This is a genomic window from Cellulosimicrobium marinum (assembly GCF_020551945.1).
Classification (GTDB): domain Bacteria; phylum Actinomycetota; class Actinomycetes; order Actinomycetales; family Cellulomonadaceae; genus Cellulosimicrobium; species Cellulosimicrobium marinum.
In genome coordinates, this window is record NZ_JAJBZH010000003.1 from 395,807 (window position 1) to 417,934 (window position 22,128).

Sequence of the window (22,128 nt, forward strand, 5' to 3'; positions counted from 1 at the left end):
GCGCGGCGTCGTCACGGGAGGGCCGCGCGGGCGCGCGGCAGGACGGAGCACCAGCATGACCACCCACCTCACCGGCGTGCACGCCGTCGCGATCCCCGTGGAGGACCAGGACCGCGCGCTCGCCTTCTACACGTCCACGCTCGGCTGCGAGGTCCGCATGGACGGCGAGCTCCAGGACGGGTTCCGCTGGGTCGAGGTCGCCCCGCCCGGGGCGACGACGGCGCTCGCCCTCGTCCGGGCCGACGCCGCGAACCCGGCCGGGGTGGACACGGGCGTCCGCCTGCTCACGTCGGACGCCCCGGCCGACCACGCGACCCTCACGGCCGCCGGGGCGGACGTGGGCGAGCTGCTGCGCTGGGAGGGCGTCCCGCCGATGTTCGCGCTGCGCGACGTCGACGGCAACACCCTCTACCTCATGGAGCCGGGGGGCTGACCGGCTCCTCAGACGCTCCTCAGACGAAGAAGGCCCCGAAGAGCCACGTCGCGGCGGCGAGCAGCCCGCCGAGGAGCTGCACGAGGATCGTGATGCCGGTGGCCTGCATCGCGGCGACGGTCGCGCGCCACGCCGCACGGCGGTCGCGGCGACGGACCAGCTCGGCGAGGAACACGGCGAGCACGAACCCGAGGAACAGCCCGACCACCGGGACGACGAAGAACCCGACGACTCCCGCGAGCCCTCCCCACACGAGCGTCGACCACGGGACGTCGGCGCGCCGCATGTGCCGTCCTGCGAGCACGTACTGCGCGACCTCGGCCGCGACGACGAACACCGCCGCGACCGCGAAGCACACCCACGCCCCGGTGCCGCCCGTGACGATCGCCCACACGAGGATCGCGCCGAGGACGAGCACATTGCCCGGCAGGATCTGCACGACGATGCCGACCAGCCCGACGAGGATCGCCAGCCCGACGAGAATCTCTCCACCCACGCTCACGGGCGCGATCCTCGCACGGCAGCGGCGTCTGCGAGGACGCGGGAGCGGCACGAGCCCGCCCACCGAGAGGCCGACGACGTGCACCTCCCGACGGGCCGCGAGCGGCGTCAACCATGCCGCGAGGTCGTCGGGGTCAATGCCCTCCATCCTGGAGACGGCGCGAGGTCGGCAGAGGCGGGCGAGGTCGGCACCCCGGGAGTGCCGATCTCGCCCGCGTCTGCCGACCTCGCGAGAAGCGCGTCGAGCGTCAGTTCCAGAACACCGCGACGAGGATGTTGACGAGGGTCAGGCCGCCGATGGCGTGCTTGACGCCCGGCGCGACCGCGCCGTCGGACGCCTTCGCACCCTGGCGCTTCGCGACGAACGCGAGCACCGCGATGACGAGCGCGACGGTGAGCTTGACGCCGATCTTGGCCATGTCGGGCCCGCCGTCGCCCCAGACCGAGGCCTCCCCGATCCCGACCATGGCGACACCGGCGACGAGCGCGGTGAGCGCCCCGTGCCAGACGCCCGTGTACAGGCCCGGCGAACGGAGGGAGGCGAGGTAGCCACCGAAGACGATGGCCCAGCCGACGAAGTGGAGCGCGACGAAGAGGTTGTAGACGAAGTCCATGCCCCCACCCTATTTGCTGACACACGTGTCGTGAAAACGTGCACAAGGTGAGATGCGCCTCGTCGACGGGCACTCCTTGAAATACTGGACCAATCCAGTCTACTCTTTAGGGTTCCCACCATGCGGACGAGGGGTGTCCACACGGCCGGACGGCGGCTATCGTTGCGCGCATGACGACGGCAGACCGCACCCTCCTCGTGACCACGCGTCACGAGATGCCGGCGTGCGCTCCCGTGTGTCCCAGCTGTTGTCGCTGAACCGCGCCCGACTCAGCGCGAGCCCCGGCTCGCCGCCCCCTGAGACCCGGCGCGCGCCGTCGGACCTCAGCCACTCGCACCCTCGCTGAGCGCTCGCCGTCGCGCGTCCCCGCCCCCCGAACGAGGACACGAGGACCACCGATGACGCAGGCCACGACCGCGCCTGGCACCACCGGCGACCCGGCACCCCGCCACGAACGCCCCGCCCGGCCCGCAGGAGAGCGCCCCGCGCGCCCGGCACGCGCCGCCCGGCCGAACGGGCAGTGGAAGGTCGACGGCACCGAGCCGCTCAACGCGAACGAGACGTGGAAGCAGGAGGACGGCGGCCTGTCCGTCCGGGAGCGCATCGAGACGATCTACGCGCGCGACGGGTTCGACTCCATCCCCGGCGACGACCTGCACGGGCGTTTCCGCTGGTGGGGCCTGTACACGCAGCGCAAGCCCGGGATCGACGGCGGCAAGACCGCCACACTCGAGCCGCACGAGCTCGAGGACAGGTACTTCATGCTCCGCGTCCGCATCGACGGCGGGGCGCTGACGACCGAGCAGCTGCGCGTCATCGCGGGCATCTCGCAGGAGTTCGGCCGCGACTCCGCCGACATCACCGACCGGCAGAACATCCAGCTCCACTGGGTCGAGGTCGAGGCCGTGCCGGAGATCTGGCGCCGTCTCGAGTCCGTCGGGCTGCAGACCACGGAGGCGTGCGGCGACGTGCCGCGCGTCGTGCTCGGCAGCCCGGTCGCGGGCATCGCCGCCGACGAGCTGATCGACATCGGCCCGGCCGTCGCCGGGATCACCGAGAAGTACATCGGCGTGCCCGAGCTCGCGAACCTGCCGCGCAAGTTCAAGACGGCGCTCACGGGCCACCCCAGCCAGGACGTCGTCCACGAGATCAACGACGTCGCGTTCGTCGCGCACCGCCACCCCGAGCTGGGCGTCGGGTTCGACGTCTGGGTCGGCGGCGGGCTGTCCGCGAACCCGCGGCTCGGTGAGCGCCTCGGCGTGTTCTGCACCGAGGAGCAGGTGCCCGACGTGTGGCACGGCGTCGTGCAGATCTTCCGCGACTACGGCTACCGCCGGCTGCGCAACAAGGCGCGCCTGAAGTTCCTGCTCGCCGACTGGGGCCCGGAGAAGTTCCGCCAGGTGCTGCAGGACGAGTACCTCGGGTACGCGCTGCCCGACGGCCCGCCCGCGCCGAAGCCGCCGGTGCCGGGCGACCACGTCGGCGTGCACAAGCAGAAGGACGGGCTCAACTACATCGGCGCGGCGCCCTACGTCGGCCGGGTGTCGGGCACGATCCTCGCGAACGTCGCCGACCTCGCCGAGTCGGTGGGGTCGCGGCGCGTGCGCCTCACGCCGCACCAGAAGCTGCTCGTGCTGGACGTCCCCGACGAGCACGTGGAGCACGTCGTGAGCACCCTCAAGGAGAACGGTCTCGACGCGAACCCCAGCCCGTTCCGCCGCAGCACCATCGCGTGCACGGGGATCGAGTACTGCAAGCTCGCGATCGTCGACACGAAGGACACCGCGACGGCGACGATCGACGAGCTGGAGAAGCGCCTCGGCGACCTGTCGGGCATGAAGCCGCTGTCGCTGCACGTCAACGGCTGCCCCAACTCGTGCGCGCGCATCCAGACGGCCGACATCGGCCTCAAGGGCCAGCTCGTCATGGACGACGACGGCACGCAGGTCCCGGGCTTCCAGGTCCACCTCGGCGGCGGGCTCGCGTCGGACGACCGCGAGGAGGCCGGCCTCGGTCGCACCGTGCGCGGGCTCAAGGTCACCGCCGCCGACCTGCCGGACTACGTCGAGCGCGTCGTGCGCCGGTACGAGGCCGCGCAGGCCGGCGCGCAGGACGACCGCGAGACCTTCGCGCAGTGGGCGCACGGGGCGGACGAGGAGGCGCTGCGGTGAGCGAGCAGACGACGCAGGACCCGCTGGCCGCGCTGCGCGCCGCCGCACGGGCGAACGCCGAGCGCCGCGAGTCGGAGAAGGCCGCGCACCACGCCGAGCGGGAGCGGCAGGCGGAGCAGGGACGCGCGAAGCGCTCGCTCGACGAGCTGCGGGAGATCGCGCGCCGCGGCGCCGACGAGCTGCACGGCGTCGGCACCCCGGGGTACGACGGCGCGTCGGACCGCCCCGAGGCGACCGCCGAGCAGGTCGTCGCGTGGGCTGCGAGGGAGTTCGGCACGTCCGTCGCCGTCGCGTGCTCCATGGCGGACGCGGTGCTCCCCCACGTCGTCGCGGCGCAGATCCCGTGGGTGGACGTGCTGTTCCTCGACACGGGCTACCACTTCGCCGAGACGGTGGGGACGCGCGACGCCGTCGAGCAGCAGATGGACGTGACGATCGTCGACGTGCTGCCCGAGCTCACCGTCGCGGAGCAGGACGCGGCGCACGGCAAGGACCTCTTCGCGCGCGACGCCGCCCTGTGCTGCCAGATGCGCAAGGTGGAGCCGCTGCACCGGACGCTCGCGGGCTACGAGGTGTGGGTGACGGGCGTGCGCCGCGACGAGGCGCCGACCCGCACGGGCACGCCGCTCGTGACGTTCGACGAGAAGAACGGGCTGGTGAAGATCAACCCGCTCGCGGCGTGGTCCTTCGACGACCTCCTCGCCTACGCCGCGCGGCACCAGGTGGTCCTCAACCCCCTGCTGAACGACGGCTACCCCTCGATCGGCTGCCTGCCGTGCACGCGGCGCGTCGCGCCGGGCGAGGACCCGAGGGCCGGCCGCTGGGCCGGCCTCGACAAGACAGAGTGCGGTCTCCACGTATGAGGACGGGCATGACGACCATCGACGACCTGACGACCGACGCGACCGGCGTCGACACCGGGCTCCCCGGCGCTGCCCTGCCCGGTGCGCGCCGGCTCTCCCAGCTCGACGCGCTGGAGAGCGAGGGCATCCACATCATCCGCGAGGTGGTGGCCGAGTTCGAGCGCCCCGTGCTGCTGTTCAGCGGCGGCAAGGACTCCGTGGTGATGCTGCACCTGGCGGTCAAGGCGTTCGCGCCCGGCCCGGTGCCGTTCCCCGTGCTGCACGTGGACACGGGCCACAACTTCCCCGAGGTCCTCGCGTACCGCGACGCCACGGCCGAGCGGCTGCGCCTGCGCCTGGAGGTGGCGCGCGTGCAGGACTACCTCGACGACGGGCGTCTGCGCGAGCGCGCGGACGGCACGCGCAACCCGCTGCAGACGCAGCCGCTGCTCGACGCGATCACGGGGCACAAGTTCGACGCCGTGTTCGGCGGGGGGCGCCGCGACGAGGAGAAGGCACGGGCCAAGGAGCGCGTGTTCTCGCTGCGCGACGAGTTCGGCCAGTGGGACCCGCGCAACCAGCGGCCCGAGCTGTGGAACCTGTACAACGGGCGGCACCGGCCGGGCGAGCACGTGCGCGTGTTCCCGCTGTCGAACTGGACCGAGCTCGACGTGTGGCGCTACATCGCGCGCGAGCGCATCGCGCTGCCCGAGCTGTACTACGCGCACGAGCGCGAGGTGTTCGACCGCGACGGGATGCTGCTCGCCGTCGGCCCGCACTCGCAGCCCCGCACCGACGCCGAGACCGCGTCCGTCCGCACCGAGACGGTGCGGTACCGCACGGTCGGCGACATGTCGTGCACCGGTGCGGTGCGCTCGGACGCCGCGGGCGTCGAGGACGTCATCACCGAGGTGGCGGCGACGCGCATCACCGAGCGCGGCGCGACGCGCGCCGACGACCGCCTCTCCGAGGCCGCCATGGAGGACCGCAAGAAGGAGGGGTACTTCTGATGGGCACGCCCACCACGGAGCAGGTCACGGGCACCCCCGTGCTCCCGCTCGACGACGACCGCCGCGGCACGCTGCTGCGCCTCGCCACGGCCGGGTCGGTCGACGACGGGAAGTCGACGCTCGTCGGCCGCCTGCTGTTCGACTCGAAGTCGGTCCTCGCGGACCAGCTCGACGCCGTCGAGCGCGTCTCGCGCGACCGCGGCCTCGAGACCGCCGACCTCGCGCTCCTCACGGACGGCCTGCGCGCCGAGCGCGAGCAGGGCATCACGATCGACGTGGCCTACCGCTACTTCGCGACGGCGCGGCGCTCGTTCATCCTCGCCGACTGCCCGGGCCACGTGCAGTACACGCGCAACACCGTGACGGGTGCGTCGACGGCGGACGTCGTGGTGCTGCTCATCGACGCGCGCAAGGGCCTGCTGGAGCAGACGCGCCGCCACCTGGCCGTCGCGAGCCTGCTGCGCGTGCCGCACGTCGTGGTCGCGGTGAACAAGATCGACCTCGTCGACTACTCGCGCGAGCGCTACGAGGAGCTCGCCGCGGACATCCGGGCGGCCGCGACGTCGCTCGGTGTCGCGGACGTGCACACCATCCCCGTCTCGGCGCTCGTCGGGGACAACGTCGTGGACCACGGCGCGAACACGCCCTGGTACGACGGCCCGACGCTGCTCGAGCTCCTGGAGGAGCTGCCCACGGGCGACGACCCGGACACCGAGTCGTTCCGGTTCCCCGTCCAGGTCGTCATCCGGCCGCAGGGCGCCGCCGCCGAGGAGTACCGCGACTACCGCGGCTACGCGGGCCAGGTCGCGGCGGGGGTCGTCCGTGTCGGGGACGAGGTCGTCGTGCTGCCGTCGGGCCGCCACACGACCGTCGTCGGGATCGACACGGCCGACTCGCTCGCGTCGGGCGAGGAGATCGTCGAGGCGTTCGCGCCGCAGTCCGTGACGCTGCGCCTCGCCGACGACGTCGACCTCGCGCGCGGCGACCTAATCGCCGCCGCGGCGGAGGCGCCCGAGGTCACCCAGGACGTCGAGGGCACGGTCGCGTGGCTCGGCGACCGCCCGCTGCTGCCCGGCGCGCGCGTGCTGCTCAAGCACACGACCCGCACGGTCCAGGCGGTGGTGCGGGACGTCGTCGGGCGCCTCGACCTCGACACCGCCGAGCTGGAGCCCGCCGAGCGGCTCGAGCTCAACGACATCGGCCGGGTCACGCTGCGGCTCGCCGCCCCTGTCGCAGCGGAGGAGTACGTCGTCGCGCGGCGCACGGGCGCCTTCCTGCTCGTCGACGGCCAGGACGGCGGCACGCTCGCCGCCGGCATGGTCGGCGACGCGCTCGCCGCCGCCCGCCGACCGGTCGAGCGCCCCGGCGCCTACACGATCTGAGCGACCGGTGACGACGACACCCCCCGCGGGCGGGACCCCCGAGCAGGCCCCGCCCGGCGACGACCACCACGAGACGTACCCGCTCGGCCTGCGGCTCGCGGGCCGCCTCACCGTGGTCGTCGGCGGGGGGCCGGTCGCGGCGCGCCGCGTGCGCGGGCTGCTCGACGCGGGCGCCCGGGTCGACGTCGTCGCCCCGTTCGTGTGCGAGGACGTCGCGGAGCTCGTCGCGGCCGGTGCGGTGCGCTGGGTCCACCGCGACTACCTCACGGGCGACCTCGACGGGGCCTGGCTCGTGCACACCGCGACCGGCGACCGCGAGGTCGACGCGCTCGTCGCCGCCGACGCCGAGGCCGACCGCGTCCTGTGCGTCACCGCGGGCGACGCGACGCTGGGCACCGCCTGGGTCCCGGCCGTCGCGCGCACGCAGGTGCCGGGCGTCGTCGGGCCCGACGGCGCACCCACCGCGGGCGCGGAGGTCTCCGTCGCGGTCCACGCGGGTCGCGACCCGCGCCGCGCCCAGCGGGTGCGGGACGCGGTCGCGGCACGGCTCGCCTCCGGCGAGCTCCCGCTGCGCCGGGTGCGCGGCGCGCAGGACGTACCCGCCCTCGGGTCGGTGGCCCTCGTCGGCGGCGGTCCGGGCGACCTCGGTCTCGTCTCGGTGCGCGGGCGCCGTCTGCTCGCGGAGGCCGACGTCGTCGTGGTCGACCGTCTGGGACCGCGCGGGCTGCTCGACGAGCTCGCGGACGACGTCGTCGTCGTGGACGTCGGCAAGACGCCCGGGCACCACCCCGTGCCGCAGTCGGAGATCAACGCGATCCTCGTGCACCACGCGCTCGTCGGGCGCCTGGTCGTGCGCCTCAAGGGCGGGGACCCGTACGTGTTCGGGCGGGGCGGCGAGGAGGCCGAGGCGTGCCGCGAGCACGGCATCCCCGTCGAGGTCGTGCCGGGCGTGACGAGCGCCGTCTCCGTCCCCGCCGCAGCGGGCATCCCGGTGACGCACCGCGGGCTGTCCCGCGGGTTCACCGTGCTCACCGGGCACGAGGACGTCGGCGCGGTCCCCGCCGCGCGCGACCACACGGTCGTCCTCCTCATGGGCGTGTCCCGGCTGGCCGAGACCGCCGCGGCGCTCGTCGCGCAGGGGAGGTCGGCCGAGACGCCCGTCGCGGTCGTCGAGGACGGCTACGGCCCGCGCCAGCGCACCACCGTCGGCACCCTCGCCACCATCGCCGACCGTGCCCGCGAGGCGGGTGTCCGACCGCCCGCCGTCACCGTCGTGGGCGACGTCGTGACCCTCTCCCCCGCCTGGGACGGCTGAGGCCGCCGCCCGCTCCACGTCCGGCCGACGCCCGCAGCGCTCGACCCGTCACCCCGTCGAGGCGTGACGCCCCAGGACGCTCTGCTGCACCGCCTCGACCACCTCGGCGACCTCGTCGTCGGACAGCTCCGGGTAGCAGGGCAGGCACACCAACGTCGGGACGACGGCGCTCGCGACAGGTACGTCGAGGAGCCGGTGCTCGATCTCGGCCAGCAGCGGCTGCTCCGCCAGCGTCGTGGGGTAGACCTGCTCGGCCTGGATCCCGCGGTCGGCCAGTGCCGTGATGAGCTCCTGTGGGGAGTCGGACCCGACGGCGAACTTGTACCAGCCGTGCGTGGCTCCGGGTGGTGGGACGGGCAGCACCAGGGAGGTGTCCGCAAGCCCTGCGCGGTAGGCGTCGGCGATCTGCTGTCGCCGCGACCGCCACGCGCCGAGGGCGTCCTGCTCGATCTCGATCACTGCGGCGTCGAGCTCGTCGATGCGTCCGCGGTACCCCAGTCGGTGGTGGGTGTACCGGTCCTTCGGGAGACGTCCGAGGTCGACGAGCGCGCGCACCGTCTCCAGGTCCATGGCGTCGCGCATCGACAGCGCACCGGCGTCCCCGAGCGAGCCGACGTTCTTGCCCGCCCAGTACGAGAAGCACCCGTAGTCGCCCCAGGTCCCGACGGGTCGTCCGTACAGCTCGGCGCCGTGCCCCTGCGCGCAGTCCTCGACCACGCGGACACCGGCGCGGTCCGCCAGCCGGACGATCTCGACCATCGCCGCGGGCGCTCCGTGCAGGTGGACGGGGACGACGGCCGCGGTGCGCGGCCCGAGAGCTGCCGCGAACGCGTCCGGGTCCATCGTGCGGGTCTCCGGGTCGATGTCCACGAGGACGGGCGTCGCTCCGAGCTCCGCGACCACGGACACCGTCGAGACGAAGGTCGCGACGGGCACCACGACCTCGTCCCCCGGCCCGACCCCGGACGCCTTCAGCGCCACCTTGAGAGCCATCGTCCCGGAGGACGTGCCGACGACCGGCCGTCCCAGGGCACGGCCGAGCGTCTCCTCGAGCGAGCGGGTCCGCGCCCCCTGGTGGTACCGACCGCCCGTGACGAGGTCGTCGAGCACGGCGTGGAGCCGGTCTCGCAGCGCCTCCAGACGTCGGTCGTGACCTTCTGCGGCGATCCTCCATGACATGCCAGCTCCGTTCCCGCACCCCCCGGGTGCTGTCTGGGCAGGGGGGAGCGGGCGACCGGTCCTGGTCGCGCACGGTACGGTGCACAGCGCATCGAAGGCCCCCCTGGACGTCTGACGACGTGCCGTCGACACGACGGACGGGCCCACACCCTGCCGGTGCGTCACCGGCGCGCGGGAACCCCCGTCGAGCGTTCCTACTCTCACCTGCTGCCCCGCGAGCCGCCACCGCAGGCGCCCCGGCGACGTCCGCAGGCCGTCCGGCTCGCCGCACCACTCACGATCGGCCGTCGACGGTCAGAGCAGGCGGCGCTGGGCGGCCCAGCGGGTGAGCTCGTGCCGGGAGGAGAGCTGGAGCTTGCGGAGCACGGCCGACACGTGGGTCTCGACCGTCTTGATGGAGATGAACAGCTCGGACGCGACCTCGCGGTAGGTGTACCCGCGTGCGATGAGGCGCATGACCTCCTGCTCGCGCGCGGAGAGGCGGTCGAGCTCGTCGTCGCGGACCGCGACGTCGCCCGCACCCGTCCCGAACGCGTCGAGCACGAAGCCCGCGAGGCGCGGGGAGAACACGGCGTCCCCGCCCGCGACCTGCCCGACCGCCGCCGACAGGTCCGGGCCGGAGATCGCCTTCGTCACGTACCCGCGCGCCCCTGCGCGGATGACCGCGACGACGTCCTCCGCGGCGTCGGACACGGACAGCGCGAGGAACCGCACGTCGCCCAGCACGTCCGTGCAGCGCTGGATCACCTCCGCGCCGCCGCCGCCGTTCCCGCCCGGCAGGTGCACGTCGAGCAGCACGACGGGCGGGAGGAGGGCGTGGACGCGCTCGACCGCGGAGTCCACGGAGTCCGCCTCGCCGACCACCTCGACGAGCGCCGGGTCCAGGCTGGCCCGGACTCCCGCGCGGAACATGTGGTGGTCGTCGACGAGGACGACGCGCACGGGCCCGGAGCCGGTTGCGGCGCCGTCGGGGGCGGGGATCGTGGTCACGTGCTCTCCTTGGTCGGTCCGGGCGCGGCGCCCGGTACCGGGGCGTCCGGGCGCTCGGCATCCGGACCGCCGGTGGCGCGACCCTCGGCACCCGCCGTCGCGCCGCGCGGCACCTGCAACCGTACTTCCGTCCCCCACCCCGCGCGGCTGATGATCTCGGCCGTGCCGCCGCGGCGCTGCACCCGACCGAGGATCGACTCGCGCACCCCGAAGCGGTCGGGCGCGACGTCCTCCATGCGGAAGCCGTCGCCGCGGTCGCGCACGAACACGTCCGCGGTCGACGTGCCGACCTCGAGGTACACGGAGTACGGCGGCGCGCCGTGCGCGACGGCGTTGACGAGCGCCTCGCGCGTCGCCTGCAGCAGGGCGGCCGTCTCCTGCGTCGGCACGCAGTCCCCGACGACGACGAGGTCGACGACGACGGGGCCCGCCTCCCCGACCCCGGTCCCCGAGCCGAGGGCGTCGGGGCGCCGCCCCACGCGCTCGTCCTCGACCTCGGCGACCAGGGCGCGCAGCTCGGCCGCGAGGGACGACCCGGGTGTCGGGCGGTCGTCGTAGAGCCACTCCCGCAGCTCGCGCTCCTGGGCGCGGGCGAGCCGGGCGACGGTGTCGGCGTCGGTCGCGCGCGCCCGGATCAGGGCGAGCGTCTGGAGCACGGAGTCGTGCAGGTGCGCCGCGATGTCGGCGCGCTCCGCCTCCCGCGCCCGGGCGGCCCGCTCGTCGCCGAGCTCGCGCACGAGGCGCAGCCACCACGGAGCGAGCACGATCGCGGCCCCGCCGAGCACGGCGACGGACGCGGCCGCGGCCCGCACGACCGCCGACGGGTCGGCGTCCTGCCCGACGAGCAGGACGATCCCGACAAGGACGAGCACCAGACCGCCCGCGATCCGCAGCACCCCCGCCGGGGTGCGGCCCCCGGCGCTGCTGACCAGGCGGCCGCGCACCGCGGCGTCGAGCTGGCTCCACGCGAGGACCGCGCCGCCGAGCGCGATGAGCAGCGGGACCACCCACGACACCTCGACGTCGGCCCCGGACCGCAGGGCGACCAGGAGCCCCGCCCCGGCGAGCAGCACGACGCCGATCGCGACGTCGCGCACGGGCAGCCGCGCGACCCCGCGCTGCAGCCGGGGAGCGAGGCGGCCGAGCGAGGCGGGGCGCTGCGCGTCGAGCGCGGCACGCGGGTCGCCGGGCGGGACGGTGAGCCACCAGAAGACGTACAGCGCGATCCCGGCACCGCCCGCGAGGCCCAGGAGCGCCATGACGAGCCGGACCGCACCGACCGGCACGCCGAGGTGGGCGGCGAGCCCGGCGCACACGCCACCGACCCAGCGGCCGCGCTCGGGGCGGCGCAGCGGGAGCGTCGCGTACCCGCTCGGGGGCGCGGCGGGTGTGCCGGGTCGTGGTTCCACTCCCCGATCGTCACACGGCGCACGCCCCGGAGCGGGCGTCCGGGGCGGGAACCAGGGTGCGTCCGGGCTGGGTTCAGGGTCGTGTCAGGGTGCCTCCCGATACCCCGGGGCGCCGCCCAGGACCAGCATGGAGGCATGAGCACCACACCTCCCCCGCCCGCCCCGGGCGACCCCGGCGCAGCGCCCGGCCCTGCACCCGCGGGCGCACCGGGCACGACGAGCGACGACACCCCCCGCGACCCGGGCCGCCCGCCCGGCGGCGGGACCGACGGCTTCTTCGACGCGGTGCGCCGCGCCGGGGTGTCGCGGTCCGACGACCGCTGGGTCGGCGGCGTCGCCGCGGGCGTGGCGGAGCGGTTCGGGGTCGACCCGCTGCTCGTGCGCGGCATCCTCTTCGTGACGTTCTTCCTCTCCGGTGCCGGCCTCGTCCTGTACGGCGTGGCGTGGGCGCTGCTCCCCGAGCGGTCGGACGGCCGCATCCACCTGCAGGAGGCGTTCCGGGGCACGTTCGACGTCGCGCTCCTGGGCGCGGTCCCGATGGTCCTGGTGGGCCTGTCCTGGAGCGGTCGCGGGTGGTCGTGGTGGGACCACGTGGGCCTCGGGTGGCTCACGGGCCTGCTGTGGGTCGCCGCGATCGTCGTGCTCGCCGTCATCGCGGTCCCGGTCCTGCGGCGCGACGGCGTCGGGCGCCCGTCCGGCGGTACCGGTGCCCCGGGCCCGACGCCGCACGCACCGGTCGCGGACGCGTCCGCCGCACCGGCATCGGGCACCGAACACGCGAGCACGGCCGACGCGCCGTGGGGTTCCCCCGGCCCGGTGACGGCCTACCCGGCTCCGACAGGTCCCCAGGACGCCGCGCCGGACGCACCGCGGCCGCCGCGCGATCCCGCGCCCGCAGCCGGGCTCCCCCAGGCCTCCCCGCGACCGCACACCGCGGACCCGCGGCGTCCGAAGCACCCGCGGGGGCCCGGTGCGACCACGACGGGGGTCGTCGTGGGGCTGAGTCTCCTGCTGGGGGCGTTCCTGCTCGTCGTCGAGCGCCAGGGCGACCTGGCCTGGCCGGTGTTCGCCACCTGGGCGGGACTGTCGGCGATCCTGGCGGGCCTCGCGGTCGTCGTCAGCGGCCTGCGCGGCCGCACGAGCGGCGGCCTCGGCTGGCTCGCGGCGATCCTGCTGATCGTCGCGCTCCCCGTCTCGGCGTGGCCGGTCGCGGTCCCCGGCGTGCTGGACGACTCCGTCCGCACGGTGGGCAACGGCAGCCACAGCGCCACCGACCCGGCCGACGCCGAGCCCGGTTTCGCGCTGTCCGTCGGAGACCTGAGGGTCGACCTGTCGGACCTCGACCTGTCCGACGCCACCGCGTCGGACCCTGTCGAGGTGCCGATCGAGCTCGGGGCAGGCGACCTCACCGTCGTGCTGCCCGACGGCGAACCGGTCCACGCGGACGTCCAGGTCGTCGCGGGCGACGTGCAGTGGCGTGTCGACGGCGACGACAGAGGCAGCGGCGGCGTCGCCACCGAACCCGTGACGTTCGAGAACGACGAGGTCGCCGAGGGTGCGGAACCGCTGCTCGTGCTGGACGTCGTGGTCGGGGCCGGCCAGGCGATCTTCGAGGAGGACTGAGCGATGAACGACGAGAAGCACACCGCCGGCGAGGACACCGTCGGCGCCACACGCCCGCTGGGCGACGAGCTGTTCAGCGACGCGCCGACCGAGCCCGTCGGGCACCGCGGTCACGACGAGACCCTCGTGCTCCCGGCCGCTCCCGCGCCGTCGGGCACCGTCCCGTCCGGCACCGGCCCCGCCGGGACAGCAGCGGGCAGCAGCACGGCGCCGGGCGGCACCGCACCGGCGGACGGACGCTCGCGCGGCCCGCGTGTCGCGACGATCGTGTGGGGGTTCGTGCTCGTGGCACTCGGTGCCGCGGTGCTGGCGGGCGCGCTGGGGGCGCGGGTCGACGTCGGCCTCGCGACGATCGTCGTCCTCGGGGCGGCGGGCGTGACGCTCGTCGTCGGGTCGGTCGTCGCGGGCGCACGCCGCCGACGTCCGTGAGACGCGGCGAGGGGGTCGTGACGCGGTTGGCGTCACGACCCCCTCGGTGTGCTCGGCGGCCGGCCCGCACGCTCCCCCGCAACAGCGTCAGGAGCGGGTCACCGGCGCCGGGTCCGGTGTGCTCAGGCCGTCGTGCCAGGCCGCTCCGGCGGGGTCGTCGTGTCGGGCGGCGTGGTGGTGTCCGGCTCCGTCGTGCGCGGCGGTGTGGTCGGCGCGGACGTGGCGGGTGCTGCCTCGGGGCTCGCCCCGGGTGCCGACGGTGCCGAGGTGCCGGGTGCTCCGGTGGAGGCGGGGGCCGCTGCTCGCGCCTCGGCGGCGGGGGTGGAGCTCACCGCGGACGCGCGTCCCGGCGGTTCCGGCGACACGGGAGGTGCGGTGGGCGCGGCGGTCGGCGGGGCCGCCGCGTGGCGGCCCGAGTCGGAGAGGTCGCCGCCCGACGTGTACGCCGCCGGCGTCTCGACGGCGATGCTCGGCCCGCCCGCGAGCTTGCGCAGCGCGACGCCGAGCAGGAGGAACATGATCCCGAGGCCGATGACGAGGGCGCACACGCCGAACGCCACGACCGAGGTGAAGAGCGACGCCCGCAGGAACGACGCCGTCATGACGGTCTGGCGGGTCGGGTCCTCCTGGTCGAGCTCGGCGTACGTCTGCCCGCCGCTCGCCTCCAGGGCGTGCTTGTTGATGACCTCGGCCTGCGCGTACGCGGTGAGCGGTCCGTTGACGTGGCGGCCCGCCATGAACGAGGCGTCGTCGGAGACGGTGATCTCCTCCGCCGACAGCTGGTTGGCGACGACGATCCACGTCCCGATTCCCGCGAGGACGAGGATGATGCCGGCGATGATGGAGATGAGGCCGATGCCTCGGACCCCTCTCGTCGGTGTGACGGTGACCGTGCTGGACATGGCGCGCTTCCCCTTCGTCAGGACCCTCCTGGCCCGTCCGGCGCGCCCCCGCCCGCGAGGCGTGGCCGCCGCAGGACGGTCGAACCACCCATTTCACTGGCCACGGTAGCGACGAAACCGCGCGGGCGCGCGCGCAGCGCAGGGCGTGTCGGCGCAGGTCGCCGCGCGTGTCGGAGTCCGGTCCGGGCGGGTGGGAGGATTCCGGGGTGCGCATCACCCACGTCACGGACTGCTACCTGCCCCTGCTCGGGGGGATCGAGACCCAGGTGGCGCGGCTCGCCGCGCAGCAGTCGGCCGTGGGTCACGACGTCACGGTGGTCTGCACGACGCCGTCCCGTGCGGGCGCGCACGGCGTCACCACCGAGCGCGACGGCGACGTGACGGTGCACCGCCTCGCCGCCCGGGTCCCGGGCGGCTACCCCGTCCACCCGCGCGCGCCGCACCACGTGGCGAGGATCCTGCGCGAGGTGCGCCCCGACGTCGTCCACCTGCACATGGGCGTCCTGACCCCGTCGACGCAGGCGTCGTTGCGGACGGTCGTGCGCGCGGGCCTGCCCGCGGTGCTGACCGTCCACTCGGTGTGGGGCCGCGCGCAGGGCGCGTTCGCCGCGCTCGACCGGGTGGTGCGGTGGTCGCGCTGGCCGGTGCTGTGGTCGGCGGTGAGCGAGCTGACCGCCGCTCCCCTGCGCCGCATCGTCGGCGACCACGGCGAGGTCGCGGTGCTGCACAACGGTCTCGACCTCGACGCGTGGCGCGTCCCGCGCACCGAGCGGGCGGACCGCACGGAAGGCCCCGCGATGCACGTCGTCGCCGCGACGCGCTTCGCGCCGCGCAAGCGCGTCCTGCCGCTGCTGGAGGCCGTGCGTGACGCGGCGGCCCGCGTGCCCGACGGCGCGGTGCGCGCCACGATCGCGGGCGACGGACCCGAGCTGGACACCGCACGCCGGTTCGTCGCCCAGCACGGGCTCGGCGAGGTCGTGGCCCTGCCGGGGCGCGTCACGGCGGACGACCTCAAGGCCGTGTACGGCCGCGCGGACGTGTTCGCCGCGCCGGCCGTCGAGGAGGCCTTCGGCATCGCCGCCCTGGAGGGCCAGGCGGCGGGCCTCGCCGTCGTCACGCGCTCGCAGTCGGGCGTGGCCGAACGCCTCACGGACGGCGTCGACGCGCTCCTCGTCGACGACGACTCAGCCCTCGCCGACGCGCTCGTCCGCCTCGCCACCGAGGACGGTCTGCTCGACCGGATCGTCGCGCACAACCGCACCACCCCGCCGCCGGCCGGCTGGCCCCAGGTCCTCGCGGACGTGGAGAAGGCCTACGCCCGAGCCACCCGCGTCGCCGCCGCCCGCTGACCCGCGGCCTGCCGAGGCGCCGCGCCACACGGTTCCTGCGCAAGAGGTGCGGTCACCACGAGGCGCGGGGTCGGGGGACGACGCCGCGTCGTGGCGGGTCTGGCGGGAGCCGCGAGGGACGAGCGGCGGAGGGTAGACGCGGCGTCGTCCCCCGACCTCGCGCCGCACCGACCACCCCGCACCCGAACACCCGCACGCCGGGGCGTCACCGCCCCCGCGCGCTCACTCCCACTCGATGGTGCCCGGGGGCTTGCTCGTGACGTCGAGGACGACCCGGTTGACCTCGTTCACCTCGTTGGTGATACGGGTGGAGATGACGGAGAGGACGTCGTAGGGCAGGCGCGTCCAGTCGGCGGTCATCGCGTCCTCGGACGAGACGGGGCGCAGGACGATCGGGTGGCCGTAGGTGCGGCCGTCGCCCTGGACGCCGACGGAGCGGACGTCGGCGAGGAGCACGACGGGGCACTGCCAGATCTCGTCGTCCAGGCCGGCCTTGGTCAGCTCCTCGCGCGCGATGGCGTCGGCCTTGCGCAGGGTGTCGAGGCGGTCGGCGGTGACCTCGCCGACGATGCGGATGCCGAGACCCGGGCCGGGGAACGGCTGGCGGGCGACGATCGGCTCGGGGACGCCGAGCTCGCGGCCGACGGCGCGCACCTCGTCCTTGAACAGGGTGCGCAGGGGCTCGACGAGGGAGAACTGCAGGTCGTCGGGCAGTCCACCGACGTTGTGGTGGCTCTTGATGTTGGCCGCGCCCTCGCCGCCGCCGGACTCCACGACGTCCGGGTACAGGGTGCCCTGGACGAGGAACTTCACCTCTTCGCCGTGCTCGCCCGCGTCGGCGACGATGTCGCGCGCCGCGTCCTCGAACACGCGGATGAACTCGCGGCCGATGATCTTGCGCTTCGTCTCCGGGTCGGAGTGCCCGGCGAGCGCGGACAGGAAGCGCTGCTTCTCGTCGCGCACCACGAGCTTCACACCCGTCGCGGCGACGAAGTCGCGCTCGACCTGCTCGACCTCGCCCGAGCGCAGCAGCCCGTGGTCGACGAACACGCACGTGAGCTGGTCGCCGACGGCCTGCTGCACGAGCGCGGCCGCGACGGACGAGTCCACGCCGCCCGACAGCCCGCAGATGACGCGCGCGTCGCCGACCTGCGCGCGGATCGCCGCGACCTGGTCCGCGATGACGTTGCCGGGCGTCCAGTCGGGGGCCAGCCCCGCGCCGTCGTACAGGAAGTGCTCGAGGACGGTCTGACCGTGCGCCGAGTGCTTGACCTCGGGGTGCCACTGCACCCCGTAGAGGCGGCGCCCGCGGTCCTCGAAGGCGGCGACGGGCGACCCGGACGACGTCGCGAGGACGTCGAAGCCGTCCGGCGCGCGGTGCACGGCGTCGCCGTGGCTCATCCACGTGGTCTGGTTCTCGGGGGTGTCGGCGAGGAGGACGCCCGCCTCGCACACGGACACCTCGGTGCCGCCGTACTCGCGCTGGCCCGTCTGCGCGACGTCGCCGCCGAGGGCCGCGGCCATCGCCTGGAAGCCGTAGCAGATGCCGAGCACGGGCACGCCGGCGTCGAAGAGCGCCGGGTCGACGAACGGGGCGCCCGTCGCGTACACGGACGACGGCCCGCCGGACAGGATGATCGCCGCCGGGTCCTTCGCGAGCATCTGCTCGACCGTGAAGGTGTGCGGCACGATCTCGGAGTAGACCTTCGCCTCGCGCACGCGCCGCGCGATGAGCTGGGCGTACTGGGCGCCGAAGTCGACGACGAGCACGGGGCGGGGCGTGCTCGCGACCTCGGCGGTCGTGGGGGCGGGGTCGGGTGCGGTGGCGGCAGACGTCACCGTCCCAGGATAGGCGGCGCGCGGGCGCCCTCAGAACCGCGTCCGGGACGACGCCCGGTCAGCCGGGCAGGGTCGCGACGAACGCGAGCACGCCCGCCACGTCGAGCAGCACGATCCCCGCGACGAGCGCGCCGGCGGCGAGGACGAGCGCCCCCGCGACGGTCATGCGGCGCCCCACGAGAGCTCGACCCGCCGGTTGAGCGCGCGGCCCGCCGGGTTGTCCTCGCCGCCCACGGTGTTCTCCGCGACGGGCTCCCTGCTGCCGTGGCCGGTGACCGTCAGGGTGAGGTCGGGCCGTTCGGCGCGCAGCACCGCGGCGACGGACTCGGCCCGCGCCCGCGACAGGGCGTCGTTCCGCGCGTCCGTCCCCAGGGCGTCGGTGTGCCCGTCGACGGCGACGGCGGCCTCGTCCGGGACGTCGTCCACGAGGTCCGCGAGCGCGGCGCTCGCCTCGGGCGACAGGGTGGACTCGTCGAACGCGAACAGCAGGTCGGCGGTGAGCACGACAACGGTCCCCTCCTCGTCCTCGCGCGTCGACTCCAGCGTCGTGGTGGCGTCGTCGGGACGGAGCACCAACGTCGGGTCGGCGGGCCGGAGGGTGAACGTGGCGTCCCGGTGCATGGCCCCGGTCACGGTGGCGGCGTCGACCCGGGCGTCGTCCTGCGCGAGCGCGGCCACGACGTCGTCGGGCAGCGGTGCGCCCGCGTCGTCCGCACCGGCGACCGCGCTCGGCGCGAGAGGTGCCGTGGCGGCCAGCACGAGGGTGGCGCCCGCGAGCGCGGCCGACCGCGCCACGCCGCGCGCCCGAGCCCCGGGGCGCGGTGCTCGCGGGGTGCTCACGCGTCGTCGTCCAGGTACGTGACCGTGACGTCCGTGAAGGCGGGCAACCCCTGGGCGGGCAGCACGTCGAGCGAGTCGACCCGTTCGGTGGGCGCGGGCAGCACGGCGTACGCCTCGACCGTGCCGTGGTTCGGGAAGCCGAACGTGATGTTCTCCAGCGGTGAGACGAGCATCGACCGGCGGCACTCGAGCTGCGCGAGACCGGCGTCGGTGACGCTCTCGGTGTCGGGCTGCCACGCGCCCTCGGTGCAGAACGGCCGGTAGGCGACGAGGTTCGCGGGGTCGGTCACGGTCGCGACGGGGTCGACACCCATGTCGTTGTAGCTCGCCGCCGCGTCGTCGGGCAGGTCGTCGTTGTCCCAGCGCAACGCCCACCGCAGCGTCATCGTCTCGTCCTGCACCTCCAGGGCACGCACCGTCACGGTGAGCTCGCCCCCCATCGGCGCGCCGCCGCCGGTCGGTGTCGCGAGGGTCTGCTCCGCGAGGACCGCGTCGGCGACGCGGGCCGTCGGTGCGTCGGTCCCGCCGGGACCGGGGTCGGCCGCCGCGCCGTCCGTGGCGGCGGCGCCGGGCGTCGCGTCCTGTGCCGCGCCGCCTCCGAACAGGCCGCAGCCCGACAGCGCGAGGACGGACACCGCGCAGAGTGCGGCGAGCGTCAGGTGCGTGCGGTTCATGATCCCCCGTGCATCCGTGGCCCCCGGACGGTCCGGGCGACGACCGGACCCTGCCACACGGCACCGGGCCCGCGGAACCCCTGCCGGATGGTGAGAACTACCCGCGGGACGGCGCGGCCAGGACGCGGTCGCGCAGCTCGCGGGCGGCCCGCTCCGGGTCGGGCGCCTGCGTGATCGCGCGGACGACGACGATCCGCGTCGCCCCCGTGTCGAGCACGGCGTCGAGGCGCTCGTGGTCGATCCCGCCGATCGCGAACCACGGGGTACGCGGCGCGGTCGCCGCGACGTCGCGCAGCAGGTCCAGCCCGACGGCCGCGCGGCCCGGCTTCGTCGGGGTCGCCCACAGCGGACCCACGCAGAAGTAGTCGACGTCCGCGTCGGCCTCCGCCTCGGCCGCCTGCTCCGCCGAGTGCGTCGACCGACCGACGACGGGCGACGGCCCGAGCAGCGAGCGCACCGCACCGACCGGCAGGTCGCGCTGGCCCATGTGGACGACCGGAGCCCCCGTCAGCCCCGCTACGTCCGCCCGGTCGTTGACCGCCCACAGCGCACCGTGCTCCCCCGCGACCCGCGCGACCACCCCCTGGAGCTCCAGCTCGCGCGCGACGTCCAGCGTCTTGTCACGCAGCTGCACCACGTCGACACCGCCCGCGAGCGCCGCGTGCAGGAAGTCCTCCAGGTCGCCCCGCTCCTCCCGCGCGTCGGTGCACAGGTAGAGGTGCGCGTCGGCGAGGCGGGCGCGGGCGTCGGTCATCAGGTCAGAAGTCGTCGTCACGCCGCCGACTGTACGACCCGGCTCGGCCGCCAGGTCACCGGTGTCTCATGGGCGGCCGTCGTCATCGTTCCTCGTCGACGCGGCGGCTCCTCGGGCCACGGAACGCGTAGAGAGCGGCGGCTACCGCGTCCGCCACGCCAAGGACTGCGGTCGGCGTGGCGAGCAGCAGGCCAGTGACCCAGCTCCCCGGCGCCGCGGTGACGAGCAGGACGAGGAACCCGAGCCCGAGGACGACGAGGCCGGCCGCGTCGCCGAGAACGACGACCCCGACGAGCCCGACGGTGAGCAGCGCGAGGAAAAGCCGAAGATCGACGACGACCCTGGGCGCTCTCACCACCTCACCGGCGAAAGTCGGGGCCAGGGTGAGCGCTGCGAGTGCGAGGATCACGGCGATGCGCGTGGGGCGGAGCCGTGGCTCGCGGACGAGTGTGGGGCTGAGCACGCCGAGCACTGCGTAGAGGGGCATTACGACCACGGCTGCAGCGAACACCACGACGAGCGATCGGACCGGGATCTGCTCCTGGAGCATCGGGATCGACACGAGCTCGGTGCGGCCGAGGTAGCCGATCACCGCGAGCGCGACGCACAGCGCTGTGGTCGCACGCCACCGGTGGGCGGTGAGGATGCTCACTACTCGCCGTACGCCCAGTCGGGCAGGGCGGATGCGTCGCACGCATCCAGCGCGTCGTAGGTCTGGAGGACGTCGTCGTCGACCAGGGCGCCTCGTCCGGCCCGGGCGTCCGACACCCACGAGGCAAGCCGCGCCTGTGCCACGAGAAGGTCCTCGGGCGGCATGTCCTCGAAGTACTCCGGGCACGCGGACGGTGTCGCGATGGTCGCGGCGACGTCCCAGCTCCCGAGACGGCCGTCGAGCACCGCGAACGGTTCCGCATGCAGCACACCCACCTCGCTGTCGGCGGTCCCGGGCCGCGGGGTGAACGAGTACCGTCCCGTGGTCGGAAGCCCCCGCTCCGCGAGGAACGCCCGCGCGTCAGCGATGTCGGCCTCGGCGATCCGCAGCAGCGCCGCGGAGTCCGGGGGTCCGCACACCTGTGTGTCGGCGCCGACACAGACCGGGTCGTCCGCGACCGGCCGGAGCCACGCCATCCGCGGATCCATGGTCGACAGCGTCCCTCCGGCGATGACCACCGCGACGCCCAGCGCTCCGGCGCCGTACCACCACCGTCGACGCACGGGTCCGAGACGTCCCACGGCGATGACGGCGCAGAGCGCTCCCACGGCGACGTTGACGACGATCATCGCGCTGTGCACCGTCGGGTCGGGCTCCATCCCGAATGCCGGCCCGGTCGCGCCGGGAGCCGCCATCAACCCCTCGACCCCGAAGGGAAGCAGCAGGATCGGAAGCACGTAGGCGAGTGACGCGGCGAGCGGTCCCGCCGCGAGGTTCGGGACGCACACTCCGACGGCGAGCCCGAACAGGGACGCAGCGGTCAGAGCCACGAGCCCGTGCACGAGCACCCACACCGGAACGTCGAAGCTTCCGACGACCGAGGCGGTCCGCACGGCGACGAAGGTCATCCCGGCCCCGAGCCCGACGAGCGCGGCACTCCACGGCACGGCCGCGAGCGCCAGGGCGCCCGCAACACCTTTGCGCGACGACGCGGACAGCAACCGCGCGGCACCCGTGAGCCTTCGCTGCACCACGAAGGCGATCACACCGGCCAGCACAGGAGCGACGACGATCGTCGACCCGGTCGCGCGGCTCGCCGCCCACAAGGACTGCCACTGCCACCCTGGGGTGCTGGAGAGGACGATGGCGAGCGTGAGCGCCGTGAACACGAGACACAGCACGGGACCGTGCGCGCGCACGAACCACAGTCGAAACGCCAT

The 22,128-nt window shown here is 74.8% G+C and carries 21 protein-coding genes; 9 read left to right on the plus strand and 12 right to left on the minus strand.

The features are described from left to right. The first annotated feature begins 55 nt into the window (after positions 1-55). Positions 56-433, plus strand: coding sequence for a VOC family protein (locus LGQ04_RS08935; RefSeq protein ID WP_229243345.1), 378 nt, complete (start codon positions 56-58; stop codon positions 431-433). Positions 434-452: 19 nt separating this feature from the next. Here the strand turns inward: LGQ04_RS08935 and LGQ04_RS08940 are convergent, their stop codons facing one another. Together LGQ04_RS08940 and LGQ04_RS08945 are read right to left on the minus strand one after the other, a co-directional pair. Continuing rightward, positions 453-935: a DUF456 domain-containing protein gene (locus LGQ04_RS08940; RefSeq protein ID WP_229243346.1), complete on the minus strand. Its 483-nt coding sequence runs from the start codon at positions 933-935 to the stop codon at positions 453-455. Positions 936-1,182: 247 nt separating this feature from the next. Beyond that, positions 1,183-1,548: a hypothetical protein gene (locus tag LGQ04_RS08945; RefSeq protein ID WP_229243347.1), complete on the minus strand. Its 366-nt coding sequence runs from the start codon at positions 1,546-1,548 to the stop codon at positions 1,183-1,185. 398 nt (positions 1,549-1,946) lie between these two features. On the opposite strand from LGQ04_RS08945, the gene LGQ04_RS08950 reads away from it, so the two are divergent. The 5 genes from LGQ04_RS08950 (at position 1,947) to cobA (ending at position 8,268) form a co-directional block, all read left to right on the plus strand. Then, positions 1,947-3,719 (plus strand): nitrite/sulfite reductase, encoded by a 1,773-nt coding sequence (locus LGQ04_RS08950; RefSeq protein ID WP_229243348.1) that lies wholly within the window; start codon positions 1,947-1,949, stop codon positions 3,717-3,719. 155 nt (positions 3,720-3,874) lie between these two features. Next, a complete protein-coding gene (locus LGQ04_RS08955; RefSeq protein WP_372470038.1) occupies positions 3,875-4,582 on the plus strand; it encodes a phosphoadenylyl-sulfate reductase in 708 nt (235 codons plus the stop codon). 8 nt (positions 4,583-4,590) lie between these two features. Beyond that, positions 4,591-5,571, plus strand: a complete 981-nt coding sequence (gene cysD / locus LGQ04_RS08960) for a sulfate adenylyltransferase subunit CysD (protein ID WP_229243349.1) — start codon at positions 4,591-4,593, stop codon at positions 5,569-5,571. Beyond that, entirely contained in the window at positions 5,571-6,953 is a 1,383-nt protein-coding gene (locus LGQ04_RS08965) for a sulfate adenylyltransferase subunit 1 (protein ID WP_229243350.1), read from the plus strand. Before cysD ends, LGQ04_RS08965 begins: the two co-directional genes overlap by 1 nt. Positions 6,954-7,041: 88 nt before the next feature. After that, the gene (cobA, locus tag LGQ04_RS08970) at positions 7,042-8,268 is read left to right on the plus strand and encodes a uroporphyrinogen-III C-methyltransferase (protein WP_229243527.1); all 1,227 of its coding nucleotides are present in this window, start codon (positions 7,042-7,044) and stop codon (positions 8,266-8,268) included. 48 nt (positions 8,269-8,316) lie between these two features. Here the strand turns inward: cobA and LGQ04_RS08975 are convergent, their stop codons facing one another. From LGQ04_RS08975 to LGQ04_RS08985, 3 genes are all read right to left on the minus strand, one after another. Further along, positions 8,317-9,447 (minus strand): DegT/DnrJ/EryC1/StrS family aminotransferase, encoded by a 1,131-nt coding sequence (locus LGQ04_RS08975; RefSeq protein WP_229243351.1) that lies wholly within the window; start codon positions 9,445-9,447, stop codon positions 8,317-8,319. 294 nt (positions 9,448-9,741) lie between these two features. Beyond that, positions 9,742-10,359: a LuxR C-terminal-related transcriptional regulator gene (locus LGQ04_RS08980; protein WP_229243528.1), complete on the minus strand. Its 618-nt coding sequence runs from the start codon at positions 10,357-10,359 to the stop codon at positions 9,742-9,744. A gap of 74 nt (positions 10,360-10,433) precedes the next feature. Continuing rightward, positions 10,434-11,846: an ATP-binding protein gene (locus LGQ04_RS08985; protein WP_229243352.1), complete on the minus strand. Its 1,413-nt coding sequence runs from the start codon at positions 11,844-11,846 to the stop codon at positions 10,434-10,436. 135 nt (positions 11,847-11,981) lie between these two features. On the opposite strand from LGQ04_RS08985, the gene LGQ04_RS08990 reads away from it, so the two are divergent. Both LGQ04_RS08990 and LGQ04_RS08995 read left to right on the plus strand, forming a co-directional pair. Continuing rightward, on the plus strand, positions 11,982-13,469 hold the full coding sequence (locus LGQ04_RS08990; protein WP_229243353.1) for a PspC domain-containing protein: 1,488 nt from the start codon (positions 11,982-11,984) through the stop codon (positions 13,467-13,469). Positions 13,470-13,472: 3 nt separating this feature from the next. Beyond that, positions 13,473-13,898 (plus strand): hypothetical protein, encoded by a 426-nt coding sequence (locus tag LGQ04_RS08995; protein WP_229243354.1) that lies wholly within the window; start codon positions 13,473-13,475, stop codon positions 13,896-13,898. A gap of 122 nt (positions 13,899-14,020) precedes the next feature. On the opposite strand, the gene LGQ04_RS17710 is transcribed toward LGQ04_RS08995, so the two are convergent. Then, positions 14,021-14,800 carry a hypothetical protein gene (locus LGQ04_RS17710; protein WP_308016382.1) on the minus strand — a complete coding sequence of 260 codons (780 nt, stop codon included), beginning with the start codon at positions 14,798-14,800 and terminating at the stop codon, positions 14,021-14,023. Between the two features lie 206 nt (positions 14,801-15,006). Here LGQ04_RS17710 and LGQ04_RS09005 point away from each other — a divergent pair, with 206 nt between their 5' ends. After that, positions 15,007-16,149 carry a glycosyltransferase family 4 protein gene (locus tag LGQ04_RS09005; protein ID WP_229243355.1) on the plus strand — a complete coding sequence of 381 codons (1,143 nt, stop codon included), beginning with the start codon at positions 15,007-15,009 and terminating at the stop codon, positions 16,147-16,149. Positions 16,150-16,371: 222 nt separating this feature from the next. Here the strand turns inward: LGQ04_RS09005 and guaA are convergent, their stop codons facing one another. The 6 genes from guaA to LGQ04_RS09035 form a co-directional block, all read right to left on the minus strand. Continuing rightward, positions 16,372-17,988, minus strand: a complete 1,617-nt coding sequence (gene guaA / locus LGQ04_RS09010) for a glutamine-hydrolyzing GMP synthase (RefSeq protein ID WP_372470027.1) — start codon at positions 17,986-17,988, stop codon at positions 16,372-16,374. 162 nt (positions 17,989-18,150) lie between these two features. After that, a complete protein-coding gene (locus tag LGQ04_RS09015) occupies positions 18,151-18,828 on the minus strand; it encodes an OmpA family protein (protein WP_229243356.1) in 678 nt (225 codons plus the stop codon). Further along, positions 18,825-19,502, minus strand: a complete 678-nt coding sequence (locus LGQ04_RS09020) for a hypothetical protein (RefSeq protein ID WP_229243357.1) — start codon at positions 19,500-19,502, stop codon at positions 18,825-18,827. The genes LGQ04_RS09015 and LGQ04_RS09020 overlap by 4 nt, the downstream gene beginning before the upstream one ends. A gap of 97 nt (positions 19,503-19,599) precedes the next feature. Beyond that, positions 19,600-20,256, minus strand: a complete 657-nt coding sequence (thiE, locus tag LGQ04_RS09025; protein WP_229243530.1) for a thiamine phosphate synthase — start codon at positions 20,254-20,256, stop codon at positions 19,600-19,602. A gap of 82 nt (positions 20,257-20,338) precedes the next feature. Next, positions 20,339-20,848 (minus strand): hypothetical protein, encoded by a 510-nt coding sequence (locus LGQ04_RS09030; protein WP_229243358.1) that lies wholly within the window; start codon positions 20,846-20,848, stop codon positions 20,339-20,341. Between the two features lie 59 nt (positions 20,849-20,907). Next, positions 20,908-22,128: a hypothetical protein gene (locus LGQ04_RS09035; RefSeq protein ID WP_229243359.1), complete on the minus strand. Its 1,221-nt coding sequence runs from the start codon at positions 22,126-22,128 to the stop codon at positions 20,908-20,910.